Below are 26,795 nucleotides of genomic sequence, written 5' to 3'. Positions count from 1 at the left end.
GCGTGTCTTCCTCGCAATGCGGCGGTGCTATCTTCCGGATCGTTTCTGCTGAGCGGTAATTGCGCTCATCGTGGTACCAGGGTGGTGTCCTCCGGTCGCAACGGCGTGCCGTCATTGGCACAGAGCAGCAGCTTGCGCACGGGCTGGTGGTGCGAGCGATCCACCAGCATGGTCGCAATCTCCTCGGGATGCTCGTCGAATTCCTCGCTCCACTGGCGCAGCGCGACCAGGATCGGAAACAGCCCTCGGCCTTTCGCCGTCAGCACGTAGTCGCGATAGGCACTGCCGTCAGCCGCCGGTTCAGTCGTGAGAATACCGTGATCGACGAGAGAGCGCAGCCGCACGGTCAGAATGTTCTTCGCCAGCCCAAGGCTGCGCTGGAAGGCGCTGAAGCGGCGCACGCCGAAAAACGCATCGCGGATGATGAGGAGCGACCACCAATCGCCGATCGCGTCCAGTGATCGTGCGATCGGGCAGCCGTCTCCCTCGAGGCTCGTGCGTTTGACCATCGCGCCATTCCTATCGTGTTCCCGCAGATTGGACTGCGCAGCGCATCACGCGCTTGTGTGGTTGCATTATAAAACCAGTCCGTTTATGTCGTCCATGCGGTTTAATGATGCAACCATATGGAGGCGGGCGTGAGGCTTGCAAACAAGACGGCTCTGATTACCGGCGGCAGCAGCGGCATCGGGCTCGCGACGGCGCGCCGCTTCGTTGCTGAGGGCGCCAAGGTCGCGATCACCGGACGCGATGCGGGGCGGCTGGAGGCGGCGGCACGGGATCTGGGGCCGAACGCCCAGGCGCTGGTGGCTGACGTGACCGACATCGCTGCGACGGAGGCTGCGGTTGCGCGCGCGGCGGAGCGCTTCGGCAAGCTTGACATCCTGTTCGCAAATGCCGGCATTCCCGGTGCCACGCCGGCCGGAGCAACCAAGCCGCAGGTGTTCGAGCAGGTGATCCGCACCAACCTGACCGGAGTTTTCTTCACGGTGCAGGCGGCGCTGCAATATCTCAACGATGGCGCCTCCATCATTCTCAACGGCTCGGTGATCTCGGTGCTCGGCAATCCCGGGTATTCAGCCTACGCCGCGAGCAAAGCCGGCGTGCGTGCGATGGCCCGGGTGCTGGCGTCCGAACTGTCGCCGCGCGGCATCCGCGTCAATGTGGTGTCGCCCGGGGCTACGCGGACGCCGATCTGGGGCGCCGCGCTCGCGACGCCCGATGCAGAAAGAGCGTTCGAGGCTCGGATCGCGGCGACGACACCGCTCGGCCACATCGGCGAGCCCGAGAACATCGCGAGCACCGTGCTGTTCCTGGCCTCGGACGAGGCTGCGCATATCCAGGGTCAGGAGCTGTTCGTCGATGGCGGCGTCACCAGCTCGCCGGCGGGCGCGCCGATCTATCGCTGAACCGCACCAGGAGCAGATCGAGCAGGCGCGCTCACGCCAGCGACACCATCCCGCCGCCATGGCGCTCCAGGCGGCCGGCCAGTTCGAGTTCGAGCAGCACCACGCGCAGCACGGCGGGTGAGAGGCCGCTGATCCGGATCAGGTCGTCGATCGAGACCGGCGTCGGACCAAGCAGCGCGATGATCTGATCGCGATCATGGCTCTCCGGCGCAGGCGCGAACAACTCTTCGTCGGACTCGCGCAGCGACGCTGATGGCGGGCGCTCCATGATCGGGCCGACCGCTTGGATAATGTCTGCGGCCTCTGTCACGAGCGTTGCCCCTTGCTTGATGAGATCGTTGGTACCGGCCGCGCGCGGATCGAGCGGCGAGCCCGGGACGGCGAACACCTCGCGTCCCTGTTCGCCTGCCATGCGCGCGGTGATCAGCGAGCCCGAGCGATGCGCCGCCTCGACCACCACGACGCCGAGCGAGGCGCCGGAGATCAGCCGGTTCCGCCGCGGGAAATCGCGCGCCCGCGGCTCGTGTCCGAGCGGCATTTCCGAGATCGCCGCACCGTTGCGCTCCACAATCGCGCCGAGCAGGTCGATATGTTCCGGCGGATAGATCCGGTCATGGCCGCCGGCGAGCACCGCGACCGTGCCGCTCGACAGGCTGGCGCGATGAGCGGCCTGGTCGATCCCGCGGGCGAGACCGGAAATGATCACGAAGCCGGCGCGGCCGAGCTCGTGAGCAAGCTGGCCCGCAAATTTGAGGCCCGCAGCCGATGCGTTGCGCGAGCCGACAATGGCGATCATCGGCTGCATCAAGGTCCCCCGGGCGCCGCGGACACCGAGCAGCGGCGGCGCATCCTCGCAACTGGCGAGGCGGGGCGGATAGCCGTTCTCTTCGGGCGCCAGCAGCTGCACGCCCTGCCGCAGGCAGGCGTCGAGCTCGGCTTCGGCTTCGTCGATCGTGCAGATGCGGCCGACCCTGGCCGCGCCGCCGCGGCGCGCCAGCTCCGGCAATCGATCGAGCGCGGCGCGGGCGGTGCCAAAATGGTTGAGCAGCGACCGGAATGTTCGCGGGCCGACATTGTCGGAGCGGATCAGCCGCAGGCGATCGCGCCGCTCGGTGTCGGTGAGCTCCTGCCTCGTGCTGATGGCGTCCACGTGATCCCCCTCGAAGAAGAGGCCAGAATGGAACAACCCGAGGACGCAGGGAAGAGGGCGCGCTATGTCAGAGCGACGTCGCGCACCTCATCCTGAGACGCCACCGGCTGTTCGCCGGGGATCGCCAAGGTGGTGCCGAATGGCGCATCGCGGAGCCAGCGGTCTGCGGCGTCGCGCCCGCGCTGGTGCAACAGCGCGATGAAGTCGCTGCCGAACTCGGTCGCATTGCGCTGCGCAAGGGCCTCGATCTCGTCTTCGGCCGCAAGCCGATGCACACGCGGCGGATGCAGGCCGTCGCTACGGGCCCATTCGAGCGCGGCAAGCTCGGCATGGAGCACGGCATTGGCGGCAATCTGGTCAAGGCGGCGATCGATCGCAGCGGAGGTGACGGGGACGTAGCCATCCTGCGCGGGCGTGACCTGAACCACCAGCAGATCTGCGGCGCTGGACTCGTGCGCGATCTGGACCAGCGGCGGATTGGCGGCATAGCCGCCATCCCAATAGGCCTCGTCGTCGATGTCGACCGCGCCATGCAGCTGGGCCGGGCAGGTCGAGGCCAGCAGGACGTCCGGCGTGATGGCGGCGTTGCGGAAGATCTGCGGAAGGCCATCGCGCACCCGGGTCGCCGCCACCAGGAGGCGCGGCGCATTTGCACTTCGGGCGGCGTCGAAATCGATGGTGTCCGCGAGCATCTCGCGCAGCGGGTCGAGGTCGAACGGGTCCGCACGTCCGCCGCGCAGCCCTGAGCCGAACGAGACCGCGCTGCTGGCGGGCGAATAGCCGCCGATCACCATCAGCGAGCGGAACGAGGCTTGCTCGGTCAGCCGGGTCCAGAACTGCGCGAGCCGGTTGCGGGCGTCCTCACGGCCGTGATTGGCAAGTCCGCTGGCCAGCAGAGCGGCATTGATCGCTCCGGCGCTGGCGCCGCTGATCGTATCGAAGTCGCAGCCCGGTTCCTGCAGCAGCCGATCCAGCACGCCCCAGGTGAAGGCGGAAAAAGTCCCGCCGCCTTGCAAGGCGAGCGACAGCTTGCGCGGCGGCCATGTCCGCGGCGGCGGCGGCAGCGTCGCGGTGGCGATCGTCTCCGCGAATGTGCGCTCCGGGATATCAGCAGCCTTGGTCTCGGACATCACGGCCGCATGGGTCGCCGCCATGATCATTTCGGCCACGACGGGGGCGAATTCACTCGGCTCGGACGCCGACTCCGCGACGCAGGCCTGAGCCTCTGCGACCTCCGAAGTCGCTGGCGCAGCCGACGCGATGGGCTCGGAGATGAGGGGCTCGGAAACGACTGGCTCGGAAACGAACTCCGGCTCCTGGGTGATCGTCGCCTCGTTCGACCAGATCTGCGCAGCTGAGAGCAGGAGGCTGGCGTTGGATCGGGCCGGGGCTGCATTCTGCTGCGCCGGTGCCGGATCATTGCGGTCATCGTGCGTGGCCGACGAACCGCTTGAATTGGTCTTGCGTAACCACATGCAGAAATCATGACAGGCAATCATGATTCACGCCAGAGTCTCTCGTTAACTTATTAGCTGATCACGCGGCGGTGTTGCCGCGCAGCCGCTGTTCGATACGGCGAAACACAGGTTTTGCGCATCTGCTCCGTATTTGTCCGGAGTGATTACTTCTTCGCCCCGATCTTGCCTTCGGTGCCGGCCTGCAATCGCCTGATGTTTTCGCGATGCATGTAAATCAGCAACAGTGTGAGCAGGGCGAACAACGCCGCCAGCGCGGTGTGACCGAAAGCCCACAGCACGATCGGCGTCAGCACGCTGGCGACGAGCGCGGCGACTGATGAGTAGCGGAACGCGAACGCCGTTGCGAGCCAGACGAGACAGAAGAAGATGGCGCCGGGCCAGAACAGACCAATCAAAATACCGATATAGACCGCGACGCCCTTGCCGCCGCGGAATTTCAGCCACACTGGGAACAAATGTCCGAGGAAGGCGCCCAGGCCTGCGATCATCGCCGCATTCGGGCCGCCGAGATAGCCGGAGATGATGACGGCGGCGGTGCCCTTCAGCGCGTCGCCGAGCAGGGTTCCGGCGGCGAGGCCCTTGCGCCCGGTGCGCAGCACGTTGGTGGCGCCGATATTGCCGGAGCCGATGCTGCGCAGGTCCTGCGTGCCGGCGAGCTTGGTCAGGATCAGGCCGAACGGGATCGAGCCGAACAGATAGCCGATGATGAGAGCGACAGGCAGGAAGGCTTCAGGTCCCATCACATAACTCCATCCACGCTTGGACGCGCGTCAGACATGTTCAAACACGGTGCGGCCGCCGACGATGGTGCGGACCACGCGGCCGGTGAAGCGGGCCTCGTCGAACGGCGTGTTCTTGCACAGCGATTTGAGATCGGCCGGATCGAGGATCCAGGGCACGTCCGGATCGATCACGATGATGTCCGCCGGCGCACCGGCGCGCAACGTGCCGCCGGGGAGGCCGAGCAGTTCCGCAGGCCGCGTCGACATCGCGCGGATCAAGGTGGTCCAGCTCAGCTCGTCATTGTGCACCAGTCTCAAGCCCGCGGTCAGCATCGTTTCCAGACCCACCGCGCCGCTGGCGGCTTCCGCGAACGGCAGCCGCTTCACCTCGACGTCCTGTGGATTGTGGTCGGACATGATGACGTCGACGAGGCCGGAGGCCAGCGCCTCGACCAGCGCGCGGCGATCGACCTCGGTGCGCAGCGGCGGCGTCAGCTTGAGGAAGGTGCGGTAGGGGCCGATGTCGTTCTCGTTCAAGGTGAGGTGGTTGATCGAGACCGAGGCGCTCACCGCGAGGCCGGCCTCGCGGGCGCGCCGGAGAATGTCGAGCGAGTCCACCGAGCTCAGCGCCGCGGCGTGGTAGCGGCCCTTGCTGAGCGCGACGAGGCGCATGTCGCGTTCCAGCACGACCGCTTCGGCGGCCGGCGGGATGCCGGAAAGGCCGAGACGCGAGGCGAACTCGCCCTCGTTCATGACGCCTTCGCCGACGAGGTCGGGGTCCTCGGTGTGATGCACGATCAGGGCGTCGAAGTCGCGCGCATAGGTCAGCGCGCGGCGCATCACCTGCGCGTTCATCACGCTGGTATGACCGTTGGAGAATGCCACCGCGCCGGCGGCACGCAGCAGGCCGATCTCCGTCATCTCCTCGCCGCGCAGCCCCTTGGTCAGTGCCGCCATCGGCTGGATGTTGACGATCGCGGTGTCGCGGGCGCGGCGCAGCACGAAATCGACGGTCGCCGAATTGTCGATGACAGGCTCGGTGCCGGGCTGGCAGATGATTGTGGTGATGCCGCCGGTCGCCGCGGCCTGGCTGGCGCTGGCAAAGGTCTCGCGATGGCCGAGGCCCGGCTCGCCGACGAAGGCGCACATGTCGATCAGGCCGGGCGCCACGATCTTGCCGGCGCAGTTGACGACATCGGTTCCCTCGGGAACACCGGCGGCGCCGATGCCGCGCTTGAGGTCGCGGATAACGCCGTCGGCGATCAGCACGTCGCCGGGCCCGTCGATGTCGCGGGATGGGTCGATGACGCGCGCGTTGGCGAGCAGGATCGGGCGGCGATCGGTCAGCATGTCGTTTCGTCCCGACTTCGTATCAAGCGTTGGGCAGGTTGCGGGCCAGAGCCTCGAGCACGGCCATGCGCACGGCAACCCCCATTTCGACCTGTTCCCGGATCAGCGATTGCGCGCCGTCGGCGACGATGGAGTCGATCTCGACGCCGCGGTTCATCGGCCCCGGATGCATCACCAGCGCATCGGGCTTGGCATAGGCCAGCTTCTTCTGGTCGAGCCCGAAATATTGGAAATATTCCGACGACGACGGCACGAAGGAGCCGTTCATGCGCTCGCGCTGCAGCCGCAGCATCATCACAATATCGGCGCCGTTGAGCCCCTCGCGCATGTCGCGCGCGACCTCGACGCCCATGCGCTCGATGCCCGGCGGCAGCAAAGTGGAGGGCGCGACGACGCGGACGCGGGCACCCATCGTATTGAGCAGCAGGATGTTGGAGCGTGCGACGCGCGAATGCAGCACGTCGCCACAGATCGCGATGACCAGCCCCTCGAGACGGCCCTTGTTGCGGCGGATCGTCAGCGCATCGAGCAGCGCCTGGGTCGGGTGCTCATGAGCGCCGTCGCCGGCATTGATCACGGAGCCGTCGACCTTGCGGGCCAGAAGCTCCACCGCGCCGGAGGCATGGTGGCGGACCACCAGGATGTCCGGATGCATCGCGTTGAGCGTGACCGCGGTATCCATCAGGGTCTCGCCCTTCTTGATGGACGAGGACGATACCGACATGTTCATGACGTCGGCACCGAGCCGCTTGCCGGCAAGCTCGAATGAGGATTGCGTCCTTGTCGAGGCCTCGAAGAACAGGTTGACCTGGGTGCGGCCGCGCAGCACCGTGCGCTTCTTGTCGACCTGACGATTCAGTTCGACATACTCCTCGGACAGGTCGAGGAGGCCGGTGATGTCGTGAGCGGAAAGGCCCTCGATTCCCAGCAAATGCCGGTGCCCGAGGACGAAAGTCGATTTCGGAGAGGTTGCCATTAAAGCCAGAGCTATAGGCGCGGTTTCCATGGCGGGCAAGGCCGAAAGCCGGGGTTCCGAGTTATCCCCCGTTCCGTCGGTCCGGCCGGACCGGCTTGCTGGATGGCGCGGCAATGCTTTGTGAACTATGCCAGGGGAGCGGCAGCCGTTTGGGCTGCCGGGCGCGGGCGCGACGGCTTATGATTTCGTCCATTCGGCCGCGCCGATAATGGATTTCCACAGGGCACGGCCATGACCCAGCCTTCCTTCGAGACTCATGACGTTTTCAACCAGTCGCCGCCGTTCGCGGACGTGAACCTGTTCACCGCCGACCGGCCGCTGGTCGATGCGGTCACGGCTTATGGCGCGGCTGGCACCGAACCGGAGCTGGCCGCGTTCGGGGCCTTGTGGGGTTCGGCCGAGATGGCCGAGCAGGGCCGGCTCGCCAACGAGAACACGCCGAAGCTGCGCAGCTTCGATGCCAAGGGCTTTCGGCGCGACGTCGTCGAGTTTCATCCGGCCTATCATCAGATGATGGCGCGTGCGGTCGAAGCCGGCCTGCACAATTCGACCTGGACATCCGAGGGCAGGCCACGCGGCGCTCCTTCGGAGGTCGTGCGCGCCGCGAAATTCTACATCGCCGCGCAGGTGGAGAGCGGTCATCTCTGCCCGATCACGATGACCCGCGCCTCGGTCGCGGCGCTGGCCGCGCAGCCCGATCTGCTGGCGAAAACCATGCCTGTGATCGCGACACGCCACTATGACGCGGCGTTTGCCCCGTGGTGGCAAAAGCGCGGCATGACGCTCGGCATGGGCATGACCGAGAAGCAGGGCGGGACCGACGTGCGCGCCAACATGACGACGGCGGAACGTGCTGGCGACGGCTACCGCATCACCGGGCACAAATGGTTCATGTCGGCGCCGATGTGCGACGCCTTCCTGGTGCTGGCGCAGGCCGAGAGCGGCCTGACCTGCTTCTTCATGCCGCGCTTCACGCCCGACGGCGCCGTCAATGCGCTCCGCTTCCAGCGTCTGAAGGACAAGCTCGGCAACCGCTCCAACGCCTCTTCGGAAGTGGAGTTCGCCGGCGCCTATGCCGTGCGCGTCGGCGAGGAGGGCAGGGGTATCCGAACCATCATCCAGATGGTGCAGCTGACGCGGCAGGATTGCGCGATCTCGTCCGCCGGGCTGATGCGCTCTAGCCTGGCGCATGCGCTGCATCACGCGCGCCATCGCAGCGTGTTCCAGAAGCATCTCGCCGATCAGCCCTTGATGCAGGCGGTGCTCGCCGACATGGCCCTCCATGTCGAGGCGACGGTGGCGCTGGTGATGCGGCTGTGCCGCGCGTTCGACCGCATGCCGGACGATCTCAAGGAGGCGGCCTATATGCGGCTGCTGACGCCCGCGATCAAATACTGGGTGTGCAAGAGCGCGCCGCCGTTCCTGTACGAGGCAATGGAGTGCCTCGGCGGCAATGGCTATGTCGAGGACGGCATTCTCGCGCGTCACTTCCGGGAGTCGCCGGTCAATGCGATCTGGGAAGGCTCGGGCAATGTGATGTGCCTGGACGTGCTGCGCGCACTGTCACGTGAAGCCGATGCAGCGATGGCGATCCTCAAGGACCTGGCGGCGGACACCAACGGACTTCCCGGCGCCGCCGCGGCTGTGGCCGCCATCGGCCAGGCATTCCGGCGCGGCGACAGCGAGCGCGTCGCGCGGCTGGCGGTCGAAAAGCTGGCGCTACTGGCGGCCGCCGCTGCGCTGAACAAGGTCACGCCGCGTCACGCCGAACTGTTCGCCGCCACGCGGCTCGCCGCTGTTCATCCGAGCATGTACGGCGCCGTCGATCTCGATCCTGCTGATATCCGTGACCTGCTGGAGCGCGCCCTGCCTTGACCGACAGTCCCGAAGCCGCCGTCATGGATTCGCTCGATCCCGGCAACCCGCCGCAGCAGGTCGTTCCGGCGCAACATCTGCCGCGGACGCTTGGCTTCTGGCGAACGACGCTGTGGGGCGTGCTCATCATCATCGCCTTTTTCGTCGGCCAGTTGCTGCCGATCGTCTATCTCTTCGCCCGTTTCGATGGGCCGCTCGATGATTTCGAGGCGTTTCGTCTGGCTCTGACCAAGACCGCCGCCTCGCCGCTGACGGTCGCGCTCTCGGCTATCATGGGGTTGCCTGGATTGCTGATCCCCATCTACTTCGCGGTTCGGTACACGCGCCTCTCGTTTGCCGAATACCTTGGTCTGCGCTGGACCGGATGGAAGCATCTGGGCTTCGGCGTGCTCGGCATGGTCGTCATCGTCGGCGCCTGGGAGCTGGTCTCACAGCTGACGGGACGAGAGGAGGCTGCGTCGGGCTTCATGGTCGACATGCTGAAGCATGCCAAGACCGATGGCACGGTGTGGCTCCTGGTGATCGCCTTCTGCGTCGCGGCTCCGGTCTCTGAGGAGCTGATGGCGCGCGGCTTTCTTTATCGCGGCTGGTCGGACTCTTTCCTGCGCGTTCCCGGCGCGATCATCCTGTCGTCGCTGATCTGGACGCTGCTGCATTTCCAATATGACTGGTTTGCCCTGCTCAATGTGTTCGCGCTCGGGGTCTGGTTCGGCTATCTGCGATACCGGACGCACTCCACCTATCTGACCATGGTGCTGCACGGCCTCAACAACCTTGCCGCCACGGTGCAGACGATATGGCTCGCCAGCGGCCCCTCCTGAGCGCGCGGCTCAGCTCGCCCAGGCGATCGCAAGCGGCATCGTCAGTGCGGCCAGCACGGTCTGCAGCGAGATGATCTGGGCCAGCAGCGGCGCATCGCCGCCCATCTGCTTGGCAAGCACATAGGCGCTCGAGGACGTCGGCACCGCGGCGCAGATGGCGACCACCACGAGGCTGGAGCCTGTGACCCCGAACCAGCCGGCGAGGCCGACCGCCATGATCGGCATCAGCACCAGCTTGAGCACCACGCCGAGCGCGGCAGCCGCGCCGGCGCGCCGCAAGCCCTCGAAATGCAGCCCCGCGCCGGTCACCAGCAGGCCGATCGGCAGCGATGCCTGGCCGAGCGCGTCGGCGGCATCGTGCCAGAGTTTCGGCAGCGGCAGATGCGCCACGTTCAGCGCGAGGCCGACCACGCAGGCCCAGATCAGCGGATTGCGTCCGATCGTGGCAATGATCTCGCCGATCGAGCGCCGTGTCGGCGAAGCATAATGGGCGAGCACGCTCACGCTGAGCACGTTGACCAGCGGAATGATCGCCACCATCGCAACCGACGCCAAGGCAAGGCCGGTCGGGCCGAACAGGCTGCCGGACACGCTGAGTCCGACATAGGTCTGCCAGCGCGTCGCGCCCTGGAAGATGGAGGTGAAGGCCGGGCCATCGATGCCCTGCCGCGTCAGGAACGGCCGCAGCGCGAGGCAGAGCAGGGACATCGCCAGCGCCGCGAGGAACAGCGCGCCGCCGACACCGGCGACCGGTACCTTGGCGAGATCGGCCTTGACGAGGCTTTGCACCAACAGCGCTGGAAACAACACATAATATGTCAGTCGCTCCAGCCCATGCCATTGCGTGTCGAGCCGGATGAGGCTGTGGCGCAGGCCGACGCCGACCACGATCAGCAGGAACACCGGTGCGAGCGCTGCGACGACGACGCCCATGAGGCTATTGGCCGGACCGGCGCAGCGTGGCGAGCCGGTCGAGCGCGCCCTGCAGGATGAAGATCGCGGCGTGGGTGTCGATGACCTCGGCGCGCCGGGCGCGGCTGACATCCATGCCGATCAGTTCGCGTTCGACTGCCGCCGTCGACAGCCGCTCGTCCCACAGGCCGATCGGCAAGTCCGTCAGGTTCGCGAGATTACGCGCGAATGCGCGGGTCGATTGCGCCCGAGGTCCCTCACTGCCGTCCATGTTGATCGGCAGGCCGAGCACGAAGCCGACCACCTTGCGCTCGCTTGAGATCGCAAGCAGCCGCGCCGCATCGGCCTTGAAGGCCTTGCGCTGGATGGTCTCGACGCCGGTGGCGAGCCGGCGGTCCGGATCGGACACCGCGACGCCGATCGTCTTGGTGCCCAGATCAAGGCCGACGAGCGCGCCGCGCTCGGGCCAGCGGCTGGCGGCTTCGATGAGGGGAAGAATGGGAGCAGGCATGGCGCGCCGCTTAGCACGGCCACCTACGCCGGGCCAGCAGGCGCGGACGTGGCAGCCATGGAGTTGTCGCTGCGCTGCAATGAGTCTATATCAGTCCAATACCGTGAACAGGAGTGGTGCCGTGGATCGCAGGACCAACATTGCCCGCCGCTTTGTGTCTCCTGCCATCACGGTTGCTCATGCCCTCCTTTCTCACGCTCGACGCGGTCGCCGCCGCCACACCTGACGATCATCGTCTGTTCGACAAACTCTCGTTCTCCATCGGCGCCGAACGGGTCGGGCTGGTCGGCCGTAATGGTTGCGGCAAATCAACCTTGCTGCGGATCATCGCCGGCACGTTGGATCCTGCAGCGGGAAAGGTGACGCGCGGCGGGACGCTCGGGCTGCTGGCGCAGCAATGGAATCCCGGACTGCGCATCGACGAGGCGCTCGGCGTCGTGACCGGACTTGCGATCATCGACCGGATCGTTGCCGGGAACGGTCATGACGATGACCTCGCGCGCGTCGACTGGAGCCTGCCCCGGCGGGTCGATGATGCGCTGACGGAAGCCGGGCTGGGGCGCATCGGACTGCATCGTTCGATCGAGTCCCTCAGCGGCGGCGAGCGGACACGCATCGGCATCGCGCGGCTGCTGATCGAAGCGCCGGATCTGCTGCTGCTCGACGAGCCGACCAACAATCTCGATGCGGACGGCCGCGTCGCCATCGGCCGGCTCGTGCAGAATTGGCGCGGTGGCGTGCTGGTCGCCAGTCATGATCGCGCGTTGCTGGGGATAATGGACCGGATCGTCGAACTTACTCCGGTCGGGGTACATATCGTCGGCGGCGGCTGGTCGATGTTCGCGCAGGCGCGGGATGAGGCGCGGGCGCGGGCGTCCGCTGCGCTGGACCGCGCCGATGCCCATTTGCGCGAGGTGGGCCGCGCCGTGCAGCGCCAGCGCGAAGCCAAGGTGCGCAGGGACAAGGCCGGGCGCGCCTTCGCCGCGCGTGGCTCGGCGCCCAGAATCCTGCTTGGCGCGCGCGCCGAACGGGCTGAGAACACCGGCGGCCGGGCGCAGCGGCTGGCGGAGCGAGTGACGGCCGAGGCCACCGCGCAGGCCGAGGAGGCGCGGCAGGGAGTGGAAGTCCTGACGCCTCTCTCCATGGTGCTGCCGGCAACGGGGCTCGGCACCGGCACCGAACTGCTCGCCATGGAGGATGCGGTCGTGACCGACGGCGACAGGAAATTCGGTCCATGGGCGTTGCACATCAGGGGCCGTCAGCGCATCGCGATCGTGGGGCGTAACGGCGCTGGCAAGACCACGCTGCTCCGGACTGCGATCGGCACGATGTCCCTGGCCGACGGAATGGTCCGACGCGCCGAGGGACGGGTCGCGATGCTGGATCAGCACGTCGCGCTGCTCGATGGCAGCGACAGCATCATCGGCAATTTCCGCCGCCTGCATCCGGCGCTCGGGACGGAGGCGGCGTACGCCGCCTGCGCGCGCTTCGCGTTCCGCAACCGCGACGCCGAGCAGACGGTAGCGACGCTGTCCGGCGGCGAGCGGCTGCGCGCAGGCCTCGCCTGCACGTTCGGTGGCGAGCAGCCGCCCTGGCTGCTGCTGCTGGACGAGCCCACCAACCATCTCGACATCGCTTCCATCGAGATCTTGGAGCAGGCGCTGCGCGACTTCGACGGCGCGCTGCTCGTCGTCAGTCATGATCCGTCGTTTCTCGCCGCGATCGGCATCACCCAGGAGTTTGCGGTCGGTTGAGGACCGATCGGCACGTCAAGAGACGACGATCTGCTGATCGTCGTCTCTTGGCCGGCTCATCGGTTGACGAAACGCTGTTGCGCAGCGGCGTAGCGGTCGCCATGCACCGCGACCGAGGCGAGGGCTTGCGCGATGCGGGCGAGATCATCGGCCGTCAGCTCGACATCGGCGGCGCCGAGATTTTCCTCGAGCCGGTGCAGTTTGGTGGTGCCGGGGATCGGTACGATCCAGGGCTTGCGGGCGAGCAGCCAGGCCAGCGCGATCTGCGCCGGCGTCACGCCCTTGGCGTCGGCGAGGCTGCGGACCAGATCGGCGATCGCCTGGTTCGCTTTGATTGCTTCCGGTGCGAAGCGGGGAACCGTGCTGCGGAAGTCGGCCTTGTCGAACGTCGCATCGGCGCCGAACCGGCCGGTGAGGAAGCCCTTGCCGAGCGGGCTGAACGGCACGAAGCCGATGCCGAGCTCCTCGAGCGCCGGCAGCACCTCCGTCTCGGGCTCGCGCCACCACATCGAATATTCGCTCTGCAGCGCCGTCACGGGCTGCACGGCATGGGCCCTGCGGATCGACTCCACGCCGGCTTCGGACAGGCCGAAATGCCGGACCTTGCCCGCCGCGATCAGCTCCTTCACGGTGCCGGCGACGTCCTCGATCGGCACGTCCGGATCGACGCGGTGCTGGTAGAACAGATCGATCCGATCGGTGCGCAGCCGCATCAGGGATTCGTCGGCGACCTCGCGGATGCGCGCCGGCCGGCTGTCGAGCCCGTCCTGCGGCTTGCCGTTCAGGAAGCCGAATTTGGTCGCGATGACGACGTCGTCGCGGAACGGCGCGAGCGCCTCGCCGACGACCTCCTCATTGAGTCCCGGGCCATAGGCTTCGGCGGTGTCAAAGAAGGTCACTCCGCGTTCGACGGCCGCGCGGATCAATGCGACGGCTTCGGACCTGTCGGTCGCCGGCCCATAGCCGAAGCTCAGTCCCATGCAGCCCAGGCCCAAGGCCGAGACCTCGAGGCCGCCACGTCCCAGAATTCGCTTTTTCATGATCCGTCCTCACGATGCGGGCGCGGGCGCCCAGGCTCTGCCGGACGATCTAGGATGTATTTCTCATTGCGATTAGGCGGCTAATGTTGGATGGGCTTATGACAATTTGTCATTAATCCAGGAGGCGCGGCCGTGCGGCGGATGGATATGGGCGGTCTGGCGATGTTCCTCGCCGTGGCTGAGGAGCGCAGTTTCACCCGCGCGGCAGCCAAGCTCGGCGTATCACCGTCGGCGCTGAGCCATGCCATCCGCCGGCTCGAGCAGCGCATGGACGTCCGGCTGCTGACGCGGACGACGCGCAGCGTCGCGCCCACGGAGGCGGGCGAACGCCTGATGGAAACGGTGGCCCCGGCGTTCGACGAGATCGACGCCCGGATCGCCGCACTGACCGAGTTGCGCAGCCGGCCAGCCGGCACTGTGCGGATCACGACGTCGGAGCACGCCGCCCGCACCCTGTTATGGCCCGCGATCGACCGGATCGTCGCAGACTATCCGGACATCAAGGTCGAGCTGAACGTCCAGTCCGGGCTCACCGACATCGTCGCCGAACGTTTCGACGCGGGCGTGCGGCTCGGCGAGCGGCTCGAGCAGGACATGGTGGCGGTGCGGATCGGCCCGAGGCTCCGCATGGCCACGGTCGGCTCGCCCGCATATCTCGCCAAATGCGGCGCCCCGAAATCGCCGGACGATCTGACGCGTCACGCCTGCATCAATCTGCGCATGGTGAACGGCAGCATCTATCAGTGGGAATATGGCCGGGGCGGCCGCGAATTGAAGGTCAAGGTCGATGGTCCGGTCGTGTTGAACGACGTCGATCTGATCGTCGCTGCGGCCTCGGCCGGTCACGGCCTGGCCCATCTCGTCGATGATCGCGTCGCGCCGCTGCTGGCAAAGGGCGCGCTGGTGCGCGTTCTCGACGACTGGTGCGAGCCGTTCGACGGCTACTACCTGTATTATCCGAGCCGGCGGCAGCCGTCGGCCGCATTCAGCCTCATCCTCGAAGCCTTGCGCTATCGCGACTAGCGGTGTGTTCCGCGTCATGGTCGTGGCGGAAGGGGCGAGGGGCACGGCGCTGCGAACGCCGTGCCGCCCGGATCAGCGGATCGCGATCGGGTTGATGTTGCCCTGGACGCCGCCGCGCCAGCGCGGCTGGCCCAGCACGAACAGGAACTCGTAGCCTTTGTCCCTGGCGAGATCGGCGGTGTTCATGTTCTCGAGGATGTAGGTCCCGTTCATCGCGAGCAGGATCTGGTGTACCTCGAACAGGTTCGACGACTCGAACGGAATCGCCTCCACCGCCCAATTGTCGGCCCCGATGGCCACCACGCCCTTCGAGGTCAGGTATTTGGCGCCTTCGACGCCCAGACCGGGCTCGCCGGCGCTGTAGCGCTTGTCGTCCTTGCCGATCAGGCCGAGCCAGCCGGTATGGAAGATGACGATGTCGCCCTGGCGGATCTCGACGCCCTGTTTCTTGGCGGCCTCCTCGATCTCCTTGACGTTGAAGGCGGTGCCTTCCTTGACGACGTCGGTGTTGTAGTAGGCGGCCATGTCGAGCAGGACGCCGCGCGCCACCAGCGGCGGTACCTTCTCGATGCCCAGCTTCTTCAGGCCGGTCGGATCAGCGAAGTCGAGCAGTTTGTTGCCGTTGTAATAGACGTGCTCGATGCCGAGATGGCCGAGGCCGTCGAGCTGGCTGCCGACGCCGACCCAGCCTTCGATGATGTCGTCATTATAAGTCGCCTTGTTGGGGCCGAGCCCTGGGATGCCGGCCTGTCCCGGCTGCACCACCGTGATCTTGAAGGAACGCGGTGGATAGGCCGGCGTCTTGGAGTCGATGATCATGCCGAGCGGGTAGGTCTTGCCGGTCTTCACCAGCGAGGCCGCTTTGACCACGAGTTCCGGCGTGATGTAGTTGGCGGCGCCGATCTCGTCCTGCGGTCCCCATTTCGATTTGGTCCAGTCTTGGGGCTTGTCCTGGGTCTTCTCTTGGGCATTGGCCGTCCCGATCACACCCATCAAGGCAATCGAGCAGCACAACACGAACGCGTTGCGCATCGCATTTCCTCCGACATGTTGACGTTTATTGTGTTTCGCGCTGGCCAGCGCCGCATCCTAACGTAGTAGGAGACGGTCGCGCGAAGTTTTTCCGGCGCGTGCAGAGCCCTGCGCCCTAAAGTCGCATCGGCCGAATTTGCTGCTTCTGCAACGGGTGACTGTCATTCTCCGCAATGGAATTCGCGTCGGCGATTGCGGCGCGGCATGCATCGGGGGCGCATCACGCTCTGGGACGCATCACGCCGCGATGTCGTGACCCCGGCCCGCCAGCCCCGCCATGAACGCCGAGAGTGCGCTGCTGCGATGCGCCGCGCGGCGATGGATGAAAAGCGTATCGACCCGCGCATGAGATGGCGTGAGCGTGTGCAGGCCGACGCTGCCGATCATCTCATGCCGCGTCACCACCGCGCGGGGTAGCAGTGCGACGCCCATGCCGGCGGCCACGCAGCCGATCATGCCGTCGAGCGTGCCGAGTTCGATGCGGGCTGCGGCGGGCCAGCCGAACTCGTTGAAGACCTGCTCCAGACGTTGCCGGTAGGTGCAGCCGGCCCGGAACACCAGCGCGGTCGGACCCGACGCGGCGGTCGCGGCACGCAACGCCGCCAGCGTCTCGAAGCGCCGGGCTGTCACCAGCACGAGTTCTTCCTCGAAGGCGACCACGCCGGTGAGGTCGGGATGCTCGATCGGGCCGGCCACGAATGCGCCGTCGAGCGTTCCGTCCAGAACGCCAGCCACCAGATCCGCTGTCGGCGCCGTGCGCAGGCTCAAGGCCACGGAAGGGAAGCGCCGGTGAAAATCCGCAAGGCGTGTCGGCAGGCGCACTGCCGCGGTCGTCTCCATCGAGCCGATCAGCAGCGGCCCCATCGGCTCGCCGTCGTCGCGCGCGGCGAGCAGGGCTTCGCGCGATAGCGCGGCGATCCGGTCGGCATAGGGCAACAGGCGCAGTCCGGCGCCGGTGAGAGTCATGCCGCGGCTGTGGCGTTCGAACAATGCGGTGCCGATCTCGGCCTCCAAGGCCTTGATCCGCTGCGTGACGTTGGACTGCACCGTGTTGAGAGCTTCGGCGGCGCGCGTGATGCCGCCCGTGCGCGCGACGGCCGCGAAAGTCTGCAGGTCGCTTAGTTCCACGGTCGATCTCCGTTTTGAATCTGCGATGGCAGAGTTCTCAAGTATTCATTTTGAGAGAATGCTAGCCCCGCCTAGAGTCCGCGTCCAGAGGCGAGGAGACCTGCATGGCGCTGAGGACACTGCTGACGGAGAGGCTTGGGGTCTGCCATCCCATCCTGCTGGCCCCGATGGATGGTGTTGCCGACGCCAATCTGGTGCGCGCCGTCAGCCGCGCCGGCGGCCTCGGCATTCTCGGCGGCGGATACGGCAATCGCGCGTGGCTCGTGCAGGAGAGCGCCAAGCTCGGCGGCCTGCAGATGCCGTTCGGCATCGGCTTCATCACCTGGTCGCTGGCGAAGCAGCCCGACCTGCTCGACATCGCGCTGGCGGCGAAGCCCACGGCCGTGATGCTGTCATTCGGTGATCCCCGGCGCTTTGCGTCCGCGATCAAGCAGGCCGGCGCGCTGCTGATCTGCCAGGTGCAGGATGAAGCGATGGCAGAGCAGGCGCTTGCCGCCGGCGCCGACATCCTGATCGCGCAGGGAACTGAAGCCGGCGGCCATGGCGCCTCGCGCACCACGCTCGACATCGTGCCTGCGATCGTCGATCTCGGCGCCGGCCGCGTGCCGGTGGTGGCTGCGGGCGGACTTGCCGACGGCCGCGGACTTGCGGCCATGCTGTCGCTCGGCGCGGATGGCGTGCTGCTCGGCACGCGCTTCTACGCCAGTCAGGAAGCCGCCGGTGCCGATGAAGCCAAGCGGCGCATCTGCGCAGCGCGCGCTGGCGAGACCGTGCGCGGCATCATCTTCGACCTGTCGCGCAACAATGTCTGGCCGGCGCCGTTTACCGGCCGCTGCCTGATCAACGATCACGCGCGACGCTGGCTCGGCCGCGAGGTCGAGCTGCTGCAGCAGGTCGAACGCGTGTCCGCCGACTACGTCAAGGCTCGGACCGATGGCAATTTCGATGTCGCAGCCGTCATCGCCGGCGAGGCGGTCGGCCTGATCCATGATATTCCGGCGGCCGGCGAGATCGTTCAGCGCATCGTCAGCGAGGCCGAGCGGATCCTGCAAGGGCAGCGCAACTCATCCTGGCGGCCGGCGGAACTCAACGAAACTGCGAGGTGAACCATGTGGCCCGATCGTCGCTTTCTCGATGTCGTCAAGACCGAACATCCGATCGTCCTGGCGCCGATGGCCGGCGTGATGGATGCCGATCTCGTCATCGCGGTCGCGGAAGGTGGCGGACTGGGTTCGCTGCCCTGCGCGATGCTCTCCGCCGAAAAGGCGCGGGAGCAGGTGAACATCATCCGTCAGCGCGTATCGGCGCCGATCAATGTGAACTTCTTCTGCCATACCCCCGTGGAGGCGGATGCTGCGCGCGAGGCTGGCTGGAAACAACGTCTCGGCTCCTATTATCAGGAGTACGGCGTCGATCCGGCGGCGCCGGTCACGGCGGCCAACCGTGCGCCGTTCGACGCGGCGATGTGCGCCGTCGTCGAGGAGCTGAAGCCGGAGATCGTCAGTTTCCATTTCGGCCTGCCGGAGCCGACGCTGCTGGCGCGGGTGAAGGCGACCGGGGCGGTCGTGATGGCCTCGGCGACAGTGGTCCGCGAGGCGGTGTGGCTGGAGCGGAACGGCGCCGACATCATCATCGCGCAGGGGGCGGAGGCCGGCGGCCATCGCGGTATGTTCCTGACCGACAAATTGGCTGAGCAGGTTGGCACGCTCGCGCTGGTGCCGCAGGTGGTCGATGCGGTGAAGGTCCCGGTGATCGCGGCGGGCGGCATTGCCGATGCGCGCGGCATTGCTGCCGCCTTTGCGCTCGGCGCGTCCGGCGTCCAGATCGGCAGCGCCTATCTGCGCTGTCCGGAGTCCAAGGTCAGCGGTCCCGCGCGCGCCGCGCTCGCGGCCGCCAGCGACGAATCCACGGTCATCACCAATGTGATGACCGGCCGGCTTGCGCGCGGCGTCGCCAACCGGGTGATGCGCGAGGTCGGGCCGATCGCGCCGGAGGCGCCGGCCTTTCCGCATGCGGCGACCGCGCTCGGCCCGCTCAAGGCGGCGGCCGAGAAGCAGGGCAAAGTGGATTTCACAAATCTCTGGGCCGGGCAGGCGCTGCCGCTAGGCCGCGAGATACCGGCGGCTGACCTGACGCGAACGCTGGCCGAACAGGCGCTGGCGCGCCTTGCGACGATCGCGGGCTGAGGCTTCGGGCGGGGCCGCCGTCCCCGGAAAGTCCAGCGGCTGCCGGTTGCGGCGCGAAAGCGGCCTCTGCTATAGGGCGGGTTCATCCTGTCCCGTGAGGCCCTATATAATGTCGGTCGATGCCGCCACCGTCCGCCGGATCGCGCAATTGGCGCGGATCGCTGTCACTGACGCCGAGGTCCCGCATCTGCAGGGCGAGCTCAACGCGATGCTGAACTTCGTCGAGCAGCTCTCCGAGGTCAATGTCGAGGGCGTCGAGCCGATGACCTCGGTCACGCCGATGGCGATGAAGAAGCGCCAGGACGTGGTCAATGACGGCGAGATCGCCGACGACATCGTCAAGAACGCGCCGGCAACCGAGAACCATTTCTTCCTGGTGCCGAAGGTGGTGGAATAGCCAAGGGGTCGCTGGATGGCGCGCATTCGCCGCGTGATCCGCTCCTCCAACCGATGAAGCGAGCCAACGCCATGTGCCTGCTCTGCGACGATGAAGCGGCCTACAAGGCCTATATGGATTATCTCGACGCGATGGAGCGGCAGGGCAAGGCCGCCGATCCCGACAAGACCGTGAACGAGATCCTCGACCAGCTCGAGGCGGCCAATGCGACCAAGGCCAATGCCGACAACGCGAAGGCGAAGATGAATAAATTCTTTGCCGACGACGCGGCCGACGACAAGACACTTTCCCCCTTCTTCTGCAGCCCGATCAATAAATGACCGATTTGACTTCCCTGACGCTCGCCGAGGCCCGTAAGGGCCTTGCGAGCAAGACCTTCACGTCGCTCGAGCTGACCGACGCCCATCTCAAGGCGATGGAGGAGGCGCGCGCCCTCAACGCCTTCGTGATGGAAACGCCGGACCAGGCGCGCGCGATGGCGCGCGAGGCCGATGCCAGGATCGGCAAGGGCGAGGCCGGGCCGCTGGCCGGCATTCCCTTGGGGATCAAGGACCTGTTCGCGACCAAGGACGTTCGCACCACGGCCTGTTCGAAGATCCTCGGCAATTTCGTGCCGACCTACGAGTCCACCGTGACCTCGCAGCTCTGGCGCGATGGCGCGGTCATGCTCGGCAAGCTCAACAATGACGAGTTCGCGATGGGCTCGTCCAACGAGACCTCGTGCTTCGGCCCCGTGGGCAACCCGTGGCGTCGCGAAGGCTCCAACACGACCCTGGTGCCGGGCGGCTCGTCCGGCGGCTCGGCCTCTGCAGTGGCGGCGCTGCTGTGCATGGGCGCGACCGCGACCGACACCGGCGGCTCGATCCGTCAACCCGCGGCGTTCACCGCCACCGTCGGAATCAAGCCGACCTATGGCCGCTGCTCGCGCTGGGGCATCGTTGCCTTCGCCTCGTCGCTCGACCAGGCCGGTCCGATCGCGCGCTCGACCCGCGACGCCGCGATCCTGCTGCGCTCGATGGCCGGCCACGATCCGAAGGATACGACCTCCGTCGACATCCCCGTGCCGGACTATGAGGCCGCGATCGGCCGGTCCGTGAAGGGGATGAAGATCGGCATTCCCCGGGAATATCGGCTCGATGGCATGCCGGCCGAGATCGAGAAGCTGTGGAGCGATGGCGCGGACTGGCTCAAGGCGGCCGGCGCCGAGCTGGTCGAAGTGTCGCTGCCGCACACCAAATACGCGCTGCCGGCCTATTACATCGTGGCGCCGGCCGAGGCGTCGTCGAACCTCGCGCGCTACGATGGGGTCCGTTACGGCCTGCGGGTGTCGGGCAAGTCCATCGGCGAGTTGTACGAGAACACCCGCGCCGAAGGGTTCGGGCCCGAGGTGCGGCGCCGCGTCATGATCGGCACCTATGTGCTCTCGGCCGGCTATTACGACGCCTATTATATCCGGGCGCAGAAGGTCCGTACCCTCATCAAGAGGGATTTCGAGGACTGCTTCGCCAAGGGCGTGAACGCGATCCTCACCCCCGCGACGCCGTCCGCCGCCTTCGGCATCGGCGAGAAGGGCGGCGCCGATCCGGTCGAGATGTATCTCAACGACATCTTCACGGTCACGGTGAACATGGCGGGTCTGCCGGGTATCGCGGTGCCCGCCGGCAAGGATAGCCAGGGCCTGCCGCTCGGGCTGCAACTGATCGGCCGTCCGTTCGACGAGGAGACGTTGTTCTCGCTCGGCGAGGTGATCGAGCAGGCGGCGGGCCGCTTCACGCCGGTCCGGTGGTGGTGAGCGTCACCGACTTCAAGCACAGCCTCGCGGGCGACGCGCCCGCGGCCGGTCTCTCGCCGGTGCTCGCTGGCCTGTGGTGGCTGGCGAAAGGCGATTGGGATCGGGCGCACAGGATCATTCAGGACGAGCCCGGCCGCGAAGCGGCCTGGGCGCACGCGCATCTGCACCGCGTCGAGGGCGATCTCGGCAATGCCGGCTACTGGTACCGCCAGGCCGGACAGAAGGTCGCCACCGATGCGCTGGATATCGAATTTGAGCGGATCATCTCCGCGCTGATGGGGAGTTCAGGGCCATGACGGCAACCAGCGGCAAGCTGATGAAGGGCGCCACCGGCGACTGGGAAGTCGTGATCGGGATGGAGATCCATGCCCAGGTCACGTCGAAGTCGAAACTGTTCTCCGGCGCCTCCACCGCCTTCGGCGGCGATCCCAACAGCCACGTCTCGCTGGTCGACGTGGCCATGCCCGGCATGCTGCCGGTCATCAACGAGGAGTGCGTGCGCCAGGCCGTGCGCACCGGGCTCGGGCTCAATGCCAAGATCAACCTGCGCTCGGTGTTCGACCGTAAGAACTATTTCTACCCCGACCTGCCGCAAGGCTACCAGATCAGCCAGTACAAGGACCCGATCGTGGGCGAGGGCGAGGTCACGGTCGAGCTCGACGGCGGCAAGACCGCGACGATCGGCATCGAGCGCCTGCACCTCGAGCAGGATCCCGGGAAGATGCTGCACGACCAGTCGCCGTCGCTGTCCTATATCGACTATAACCGCTGCGGCGTGGCGCTGATGGAGATCGTCTCCAAGCCCGACATCCGCGACGCCGAGCAGGCCAAGGCCTACGTCACCAAGCTGCGCTCGATCCTGCGCTATCTCGGCACCTGCGACGGCGACATGGAGAAGGGAAGCTTGCGCGCCGACGTCAACGTCTCCGTGCGCAAGCCGGGCGGGCCGCTCGGCACCCGCTGCGAGATCAAGAACATCAACTCGATCAGCTTCATCGGCCAGGCGGTCGAGGCCGAGGCGCGGCGCCAGATCGAGATCATCGAGGACGGCGGCACGATCGAGCAGGAAACCCGGCGGTTCGATCCCGACAAGGGCGAGACACGGTCGATGCGCTCGAAAGAAGAGGCGCATGATTACCGCTACTTCCCCGATCCTGACCTGTTGCCGCTCGAGTTCGACCAGGCCTTCGTCGACGCGCTGAAGGCCGCGCTGCCGGAGCTGCCGGACCAGAAGAAGGCGCGTTTCATCGCCGATTTCGGTCTCTCGCCCTACGACGCCTCCGTGCTGGTGGCCGAGCGCGAGAGCGCGGCGTTCTATGAGAGCGTGCTGGAGGCGCTGTCCGACCGCGGCCGTGACGGCAAGCTGGCGGCCAATTGGGTCATCAACGAGCTGTTCGGGCGCCTCAACAAGGAAGGGCGCGACATCGCGTCGTCGCCGGTGTCGTCGGCGCAGCTCGCCGCCATCGTCGCGCTGATCGGCGAGGGGACGATCTCCGGAAAGATCGCCAAGGATCTGTTCGAGATCGTCTGGAGCGAGGGCGGCGATCCGCGCGAGCTGGTCGAAAGCCGCGGCATGAAGCAGGTCACCGATCTCGGCGCGATCGAGAAGGTGGTCGATGAGATCATTGCCGCCAATCCGGACAAGGTCGCGCAGGCGAAGGCGAAGCCGCAACTCGCCGGCTGGTTCGTTGGCCAGGTGATGAAGTCGTCGGGCGGCAAGGCCAACCCGCAGGCGGTCAATGATCTCCTGAAGAGCAAGCTCGGTATCTGAAACCGCGAGCGCTCATCTTCGTTCCGACGGCGCGCACATGGTGCGCGCCGTTTTTGTTTGGCGCTCGCGTCCCGCGAATCGCCGCGCGCGATTCGCAAAAAAGCCACCTTTGGCGAGCGCTCGAACGCACACGAGGGCGTGTGCAATGAAAATTTTTTCGTTGCCAAAATTTACGACTCAGAGTCCGCGAGCGGCTCTCATCGCGCGAGTCTGCGCGCTGCTCCGCGCATCGCGCTGCTTTCATCGCATCATGCAGTAGTTCAGGAAATGGCTTGCAGTGCAGGCTTTTCGTGCGATCGCTATTAGTAGCAGGCGCGCCGCTGCGGACGCGCGCGTCGGCATTTTCGATGTCGCCCGACGCGCTGCTTCGCGCGTTGCGTCAGCCGCGTGCGCGCGCGCGTGTCAACACTTCCTTAAGCCGGAAGCTGTTTTTTTTCACTCGTTGGTGTATCGATGAGGAGTGCAGCTCGATTCCCGAGTGCACGCATCGACTAAGCCATCTCACATCGGAGGGCAACATGGCCAAGAAAGCGAAGAAGGCGAAGAAGGCAGTGAAGAAGGTCGCGAAGACCGCGGCGAAGAAGACTGCCAAGAAGACCAAGAAGGTCGCCAAGAAGAAGTAAGTCTCGCAGTCCGTGCGAGATGAGCCCGGCAGACTGATGCCGGCACGTCATTGGAACGCAGGTCGGCGCAGCTCTTCGAGAGCGAGGCAGATCTCCTGAAGCTCCAATCGACGATAGAGGGTGTCGGCGAGACATCAGGTCAACGGTCGGATCGAACTTGCGAGCGGTCTCGCTCCCGGTGCGGTCCGGCAGAAGAAACAGGATTTCTTCGTTCGGTGCAGATCGCGTTTCCGGTCTGCAATCTCACCGGCGGTTCTTGAACCAATGTGGGATCTGATCCTGACGTGTTCGCCGACGCCCTCGATCTTGGCACCCGCCCGAGCGCCGCGTGCCTGACGACCTCCTTCCCAGTCCATCATACGATCTCCCGCCGGAGCATTGGCGCATCGCTTGAGCGGTGCCGCCACCGGACGGCGTCGTCTTGTACGCGCATCCTGCTGCGCGCCGGCGATCTGCCTCGTGTCACCGGATCATCCACGCCGTGTTGCGTGGCTACGCCGGTGTTGGCCGGATGGTTAGAGGTTTGCCAAACAGAACGGTAAACCGCTCTTTGCCAGTTCAGAAAATCTGATCTCTTTCAAATATTTGCTGGCCGGCTCCAAAGATCGGGCGGTTTCCGTTCAGGCTTCCTTCAGCACGATGTTTAAACTGCCTTTCAAACTTGATCGGTCATCCTTCGCGCATAAGCCGACAAACGGCATGGGGACTAATCAGGCGTTGAACAGTTGGACGGGGGCTGGGCTCAGTGAGCGACCCGCCTCCTTGCGAAGGAAGGAGTGCGACAATGTTTCAGGGGCAACTCAATTTCGATGACGTGACGACCGCGGAGCAGGGGGGCAGTGCGGACGTGCTGTTCGAGCTCGGCATGCTCTATGCGAGTGGTCGCGACGGGATCGTGGATCTCATCGCCGCGCACAAATGGTTCAATCTTGCGGCTCTGAAAGGACGCGTCGATGCGGTGGCGATGCGACGCGAGGTCGCCGAGCAGATGTCGGATGCCGACATCGCTGCCGCGCAGCGCGAGGCCCGGGCCTGGATGGCCACGCATTGAACGGACATCATTGGCGCGGCGCGCATGATGCCGGATCGGATGAGCCGCTAGGCGACACGCCTGGCGGCTTTCGACATTCAGCCGTCGTGCGCGCGTCCTGCCGTCTTTGATTGGGCGCGATCGCCCCTCGGCCGCAGGACCTGCGGCTATTTTTCCCCACGACACACATTCTATCGCGGCACCGCCGCCTGCGACATCGCCGCACTTGTCATATTGGCTACCTATCGGTAGGTAGGTATCGCCTCACGAAGGCTTGGGCCCCCGGCGACGGCGGTCCTCACAGCTGACCGACATTCACCAATCATGACGCAATCCGTACCGTTCTCCGTCGCTGTTGCGCTGGGCCTGATCACGCTGCTCGCCCCGGTGTCGGTCGACATGTATCTGCCCTCGCTCCCGGTGATGGCCGAGGAGATGAACACGACCTATCCCGCGATGCAGCTGACATTGATGGTGTTCCTGCTGGCCATGGGGGCAGGGCAGATCGTCTTCGGTCCGGTCATCGACGCCTATGGTCGTCGCCGGCCCTTGCTTGTCGCCCTCGCGATCTTCGTGGTGGTGTCGCTCTGCGCGGCGGTGGCGCACTCGGTCGAGGCGTTGCTGCTCGCGCGGTTGCTGCAAGGCTTGGCGGCGTCACTTGCGATCGTGACGGCGATGAGCACCGTGCGCGACATCGCCTCGGGTGTCGCGGCCGTGCAGATTTTCGCGTTGCTGATGACGATCCAAGGGCTCGGCCCGGTGATGGCGCCGGTGCTGGGCGGAATGATCGGCGCCGGGCTCGGCTGGCGCGCGGTCTTCTACTTTCTTGCCGCTCTCGGCGCGATCGTGCTCGCGAATACGTTCACGAGGCTGCCTGAGAGCTTGCCGCCGAACAAGCGATCGTCACTCCATCCCGTTCAGGTGTGGCGGACCTATGTTAGCATTGTCATGGATCGACGCTTCTTGGTGCCGGGCCTCGCGCTCTCCGGCGTCTTCTTTATTCTGTTCGGCTATATCGGCGGCGCGTCCTATGTGTATCAGTCGTTCTATGGCCTGCCGTCGCGCGAGTTCGGCTTCATCTTCGGCGCGACCGGGATCGCCGTTCTGATCGGCGCGATCATCTGCGCGAGGCTGGTCAAGACGTTCGATGTCGAGAGGCTTGCCTTGGCCGGGGTGCTGGCGATGCTGGGCGGCGCGCTGATCGGATGGGTGTCGGTGCTGGTCGGTATCGGTCTCCCCGGAATCGTCGCCGGCATGATCCTGACGCTCGCCGGTCTCGGCACTGCAGAGGCCACGCTGACATCGATTGCGCTCGCCTCGCGCGCGTCAGCGCTTGGCGCAAGCACGGCGCTGCTTGGGGCGGTTCCGCTGGTGCTTGGGGCGGCGGCGACGCCGTTGGCTGCGCTGCTGGCCGAGATCGGCCCCGCATGGTGGCTGGCCTTTCTTGCGCTGGCCGGGGTCGTGACGGCCGGCCTGACCCTTGCCTCCCTGCGCATGGTGGCTGGCCAGGGTGTTCGGGTCGTGCAGCACTGAGACTGGCAGGGGACGCTTCGATGAAATCCAGATCTCCATCGCTTGCCCGGATTTGCGATGCCGCCGTTCAGCATTTTGCCGTGGTGGGGTATGACGCGGCCTCACTGAACGAGATTGCCGGCATGGTCGGCATCAGAAAGGCCTCGCTCTATTCCCACGTTGCCAGCAAGGACGAGCTTTTCCTGCTGGTGCTGGAGGACGCGGCAGAGATCGAGCGTGATTTCGTGACGGCGACGCTGGCCGCGCCGCCCTCCGCAGGCGAGCCGGGAGGCGCCTATATCG

The 26,795-nt window shown here is 66.2% G+C and carries 26 protein-coding genes; 15 read left to right on the top strand and 11 right to left on the bottom strand.

Going from position 1 to position 26,795, the window contains the following annotated elements:
* Positions 1 to 65 precede the first annotated feature (65 nt).
* Positions 66 to 509: a winged helix-turn-helix transcriptional regulator gene (locus tag HL671_RS32010; RefSeq protein WP_172242053.1), complete on the bottom strand. Its 444-nt coding sequence runs from the start codon at positions 507 to 509 to the stop codon at positions 66 to 68.
* Positions 510 to 638: 129 nt separating this feature from the next.
* Here HL671_RS32010 and HL671_RS32005 point away from each other — a divergent pair, with 129 nt between their 5' ends.
* Positions 639 to 1,409 carry a glucose 1-dehydrogenase gene (locus HL671_RS32005; RefSeq protein ID WP_172242050.1) on the top strand — a complete coding sequence of 257 codons (771 nt, stop codon included), beginning with the start codon at positions 639 to 641 and terminating at the stop codon, positions 1,407 to 1,409.
* A 31-nt stretch (positions 1,410 to 1,440) separates the two neighbouring features.
* Here the strand turns inward: HL671_RS32005 and dprA are convergent, their stop codons facing one another.
* From dprA to HL671_RS31980, 5 genes are all read right to left on the bottom strand, one after another.
* Positions 1,441 to 2,559: a DNA-processing protein DprA gene (gene dprA / locus HL671_RS32000; RefSeq protein ID WP_172242048.1), complete on the bottom strand. Its 1,119-nt coding sequence runs from the start codon at positions 2,557 to 2,559 to the stop codon at positions 1,441 to 1,443.
* A 62-nt stretch (positions 2,560 to 2,621) separates the two neighbouring features.
* Positions 2,622 to 4,034, bottom strand: a complete 1,413-nt coding sequence (locus HL671_RS31995) for a patatin-like phospholipase family protein (protein ID WP_172242045.1) — start codon at positions 4,032 to 4,034, stop codon at positions 2,622 to 2,624.
* A 146-nt stretch (positions 4,035 to 4,180) separates the two neighbouring features.
* Complete coding sequence (gene plsY, locus HL671_RS31990; RefSeq protein ID WP_012044740.1) at positions 4,181 to 4,777, bottom strand: glycerol-3-phosphate 1-O-acyltransferase PlsY; 597 nt, start codon at positions 4,775 to 4,777, stop codon at positions 4,181 to 4,183.
* Between the two features lie 30 nt (positions 4,778 to 4,807).
* Complete coding sequence (locus HL671_RS31985; protein ID WP_012044739.1) at positions 4,808 to 6,109, bottom strand: dihydroorotase; 1,302 nt, start codon at positions 6,107 to 6,109, stop codon at positions 4,808 to 4,810.
* Between the two features lie 22 nt (positions 6,110 to 6,131).
* Positions 6,132 to 7,085 (bottom strand): aspartate carbamoyltransferase catalytic subunit, encoded by a 954-nt coding sequence (locus HL671_RS31980; RefSeq protein WP_012044738.1) that lies wholly within the window; start codon positions 7,083 to 7,085, stop codon positions 6,132 to 6,134.
* A gap of 231 nt (positions 7,086 to 7,316) precedes the next feature.
* Here HL671_RS31980 and HL671_RS31975 point away from each other — a divergent pair, with 231 nt between their 5' ends.
* Together HL671_RS31975 and HL671_RS31970 are read left to right on the top strand one after the other, a co-directional pair.
* On the top strand, positions 7,317 to 8,960 hold the full coding sequence (locus tag HL671_RS31975) for an acyl-CoA dehydrogenase family protein (RefSeq protein ID WP_172242042.1): 1,644 nt from the start codon (positions 7,317 to 7,319) through the stop codon (positions 8,958 to 8,960).
* Complete coding sequence (locus HL671_RS31970; protein WP_012044736.1) at positions 8,957 to 9,781, top strand: CPBP family intramembrane glutamic endopeptidase; 825 nt, start codon at positions 8,957 to 8,959, stop codon at positions 9,779 to 9,781. The genes HL671_RS31975 and HL671_RS31970 overlap by 4 nt, the downstream gene beginning before the upstream one ends.
* A 9-nt stretch (positions 9,782 to 9,790) precedes the next feature.
* Here HL671_RS31970 and HL671_RS31965 read toward each other — a convergent pair whose 3' ends face one another.
* Both HL671_RS31965 and ruvX read right to left on the bottom strand, forming a co-directional pair.
* On the bottom strand, positions 9,791 to 10,714 hold the full coding sequence (locus HL671_RS31965; protein WP_012044735.1) for an AEC family transporter: 924 nt from the start codon (positions 10,712 to 10,714) through the stop codon (positions 9,791 to 9,793).
* Between the two features lie 4 nt (positions 10,715 to 10,718).
* Positions 10,719 to 11,204, bottom strand: a complete 486-nt coding sequence (gene ruvX, locus HL671_RS31960; protein ID WP_012044734.1) for a Holliday junction resolvase RuvX — start codon at positions 11,202 to 11,204, stop codon at positions 10,719 to 10,721.
* Between the two features lie 179 nt (positions 11,205 to 11,383).
* On the opposite strand from ruvX, the gene HL671_RS31955 reads away from it, so the two are divergent.
* On the top strand, positions 11,384 to 12,958 hold the full coding sequence (locus HL671_RS31955; RefSeq protein ID WP_172242039.1) for an ABC-F family ATP-binding cassette domain-containing protein: 1,575 nt from the start codon (positions 11,384 to 11,386) through the stop codon (positions 12,956 to 12,958).
* A 56-nt stretch (positions 12,959 to 13,014) separates the two neighbouring features.
* On the opposite strand, the gene HL671_RS31950 is transcribed toward HL671_RS31955, so the two are convergent.
* Positions 13,015 to 13,998: an aldo/keto reductase gene (locus HL671_RS31950; RefSeq protein ID WP_012044732.1), complete on the bottom strand. Its 984-nt coding sequence runs from the start codon at positions 13,996 to 13,998 to the stop codon at positions 13,015 to 13,017.
* 132 nt (positions 13,999 to 14,130) lie between these two features.
* On the opposite strand from HL671_RS31950, the gene HL671_RS31945 reads away from it, so the two are divergent.
* On the top strand, positions 14,131 to 15,021 hold the full coding sequence (locus HL671_RS31945; RefSeq protein WP_374050121.1) for a LysR family transcriptional regulator: 891 nt from the start codon (positions 14,131 to 14,133) through the stop codon (positions 15,019 to 15,021).
* Positions 15,022 to 15,093: 72 nt separating this feature from the next.
* On the opposite strand, the gene HL671_RS31940 is transcribed toward HL671_RS31945, so the two are convergent.
* Positions 15,094 to 16,053 (bottom strand): cyclase family protein, encoded by a 960-nt coding sequence (locus tag HL671_RS31940; protein ID WP_012044730.1) that lies wholly within the window; start codon positions 16,051 to 16,053, stop codon positions 15,094 to 15,096.
* Between the two features lie 237 nt (positions 16,054 to 16,290).
* Complete coding sequence (locus HL671_RS31935) at positions 16,291 to 17,181, bottom strand: LysR family transcriptional regulator (protein ID WP_012044729.1); 891 nt, start codon at positions 17,179 to 17,181, stop codon at positions 16,291 to 16,293.
* 104 nt (positions 17,182 to 17,285) lie between these two features.
* Here HL671_RS31935 and HL671_RS31930 point away from each other — a divergent pair, with 104 nt between their 5' ends.
* The 10 genes from HL671_RS31930 to HL671_RS31885 all read left to right on the top strand — a co-directional run.
* The gene (locus HL671_RS31930) at positions 17,286 to 18,287 is read left to right on the top strand and encodes an NAD(P)H-dependent flavin oxidoreductase (RefSeq protein ID WP_172242036.1); all 1,002 of its coding nucleotides are present in this window, start codon (positions 17,286 to 17,288) and stop codon (positions 18,285 to 18,287) included.
* Between the two features lie 3 nt (positions 18,288 to 18,290).
* The gene (locus tag HL671_RS31925) at positions 18,291 to 19,367 is read left to right on the top strand and encodes an NAD(P)H-dependent flavin oxidoreductase (protein WP_172242033.1); all 1,077 of its coding nucleotides are present in this window, start codon (positions 18,291 to 18,293) and stop codon (positions 19,365 to 19,367) included.
* Between the two features lie 109 nt (positions 19,368 to 19,476).
* Complete coding sequence (gene gatC, locus HL671_RS31920) at positions 19,477 to 19,764, top strand: Asp-tRNA(Asn)/Glu-tRNA(Gln) amidotransferase subunit GatC (RefSeq protein ID WP_012044726.1); 288 nt, start codon at positions 19,477 to 19,479, stop codon at positions 19,762 to 19,764.
* Between the two features lie 71 nt (positions 19,765 to 19,835).
* Positions 19,836 to 20,084 (top strand): hypothetical protein, encoded by a 249-nt coding sequence (locus HL671_RS31915; RefSeq protein WP_012044725.1) that lies wholly within the window; start codon positions 19,836 to 19,838, stop codon positions 20,082 to 20,084.
* Positions 20,081 to 21,556, top strand: a complete 1,476-nt coding sequence (gene gatA, locus HL671_RS31910; protein ID WP_012044724.1) for an Asp-tRNA(Asn)/Glu-tRNA(Gln) amidotransferase subunit GatA — start codon at positions 20,081 to 20,083, stop codon at positions 21,554 to 21,556. The genes HL671_RS31915 and gatA overlap by 4 nt, the downstream gene beginning before the upstream one ends.
* Complete coding sequence (locus HL671_RS31905; RefSeq protein WP_041750817.1) at positions 21,547 to 21,852, top strand: hypothetical protein; 306 nt, start codon at positions 21,547 to 21,549, stop codon at positions 21,850 to 21,852. The genes gatA and HL671_RS31905 overlap by 10 nt, the downstream gene beginning before the upstream one ends.
* Complete coding sequence (gene gatB / locus HL671_RS31900) at positions 21,849 to 23,327, top strand: Asp-tRNA(Asn)/Glu-tRNA(Gln) amidotransferase subunit GatB (protein WP_012044722.1); 1,479 nt, start codon at positions 21,849 to 21,851, stop codon at positions 23,325 to 23,327. Before HL671_RS31905 ends, gatB begins: the two co-directional genes overlap by 4 nt.
* Positions 23,328 to 24,734: 1,407 nt before the next feature.
* Positions 24,735 to 25,001 carry a hypothetical protein gene (locus tag HL671_RS31895; protein WP_012044719.1) on the top strand — a complete coding sequence of 89 codons (267 nt, stop codon included), beginning with the start codon at positions 24,735 to 24,737 and terminating at the stop codon, positions 24,999 to 25,001.
* Positions 25,002 to 25,304: 303 nt separating this feature from the next.
* Positions 25,305 to 26,513, top strand: coding sequence for a Bcr/CflA family efflux MFS transporter (locus HL671_RS31890; RefSeq protein ID WP_172242030.1), 1,209 nt, complete (start codon positions 25,305 to 25,307; stop codon positions 26,511 to 26,513).
* Positions 26,514 to 26,533: 20 nt separating this feature from the next.
* The coding region (locus tag HL671_RS31885; RefSeq protein ID WP_172242027.1) for a TetR/AcrR family transcriptional regulator at positions 26,534 to 26,795 on the top strand (262 nt) is incomplete at its 3' end.

This window comes from Bradyrhizobium denitrificans (assembly GCF_013179005.1).
Classification (GTDB): Bacteria; Pseudomonadota; Alphaproteobacteria; order Rhizobiales; family Xanthobacteraceae; genus Bradyrhizobium; species Bradyrhizobium denitrificans.
The sequence above is the reverse complement of the archived record's forward strand: the minus strand, read 5'-3'. Positions and strand labels throughout refer to the sequence as shown.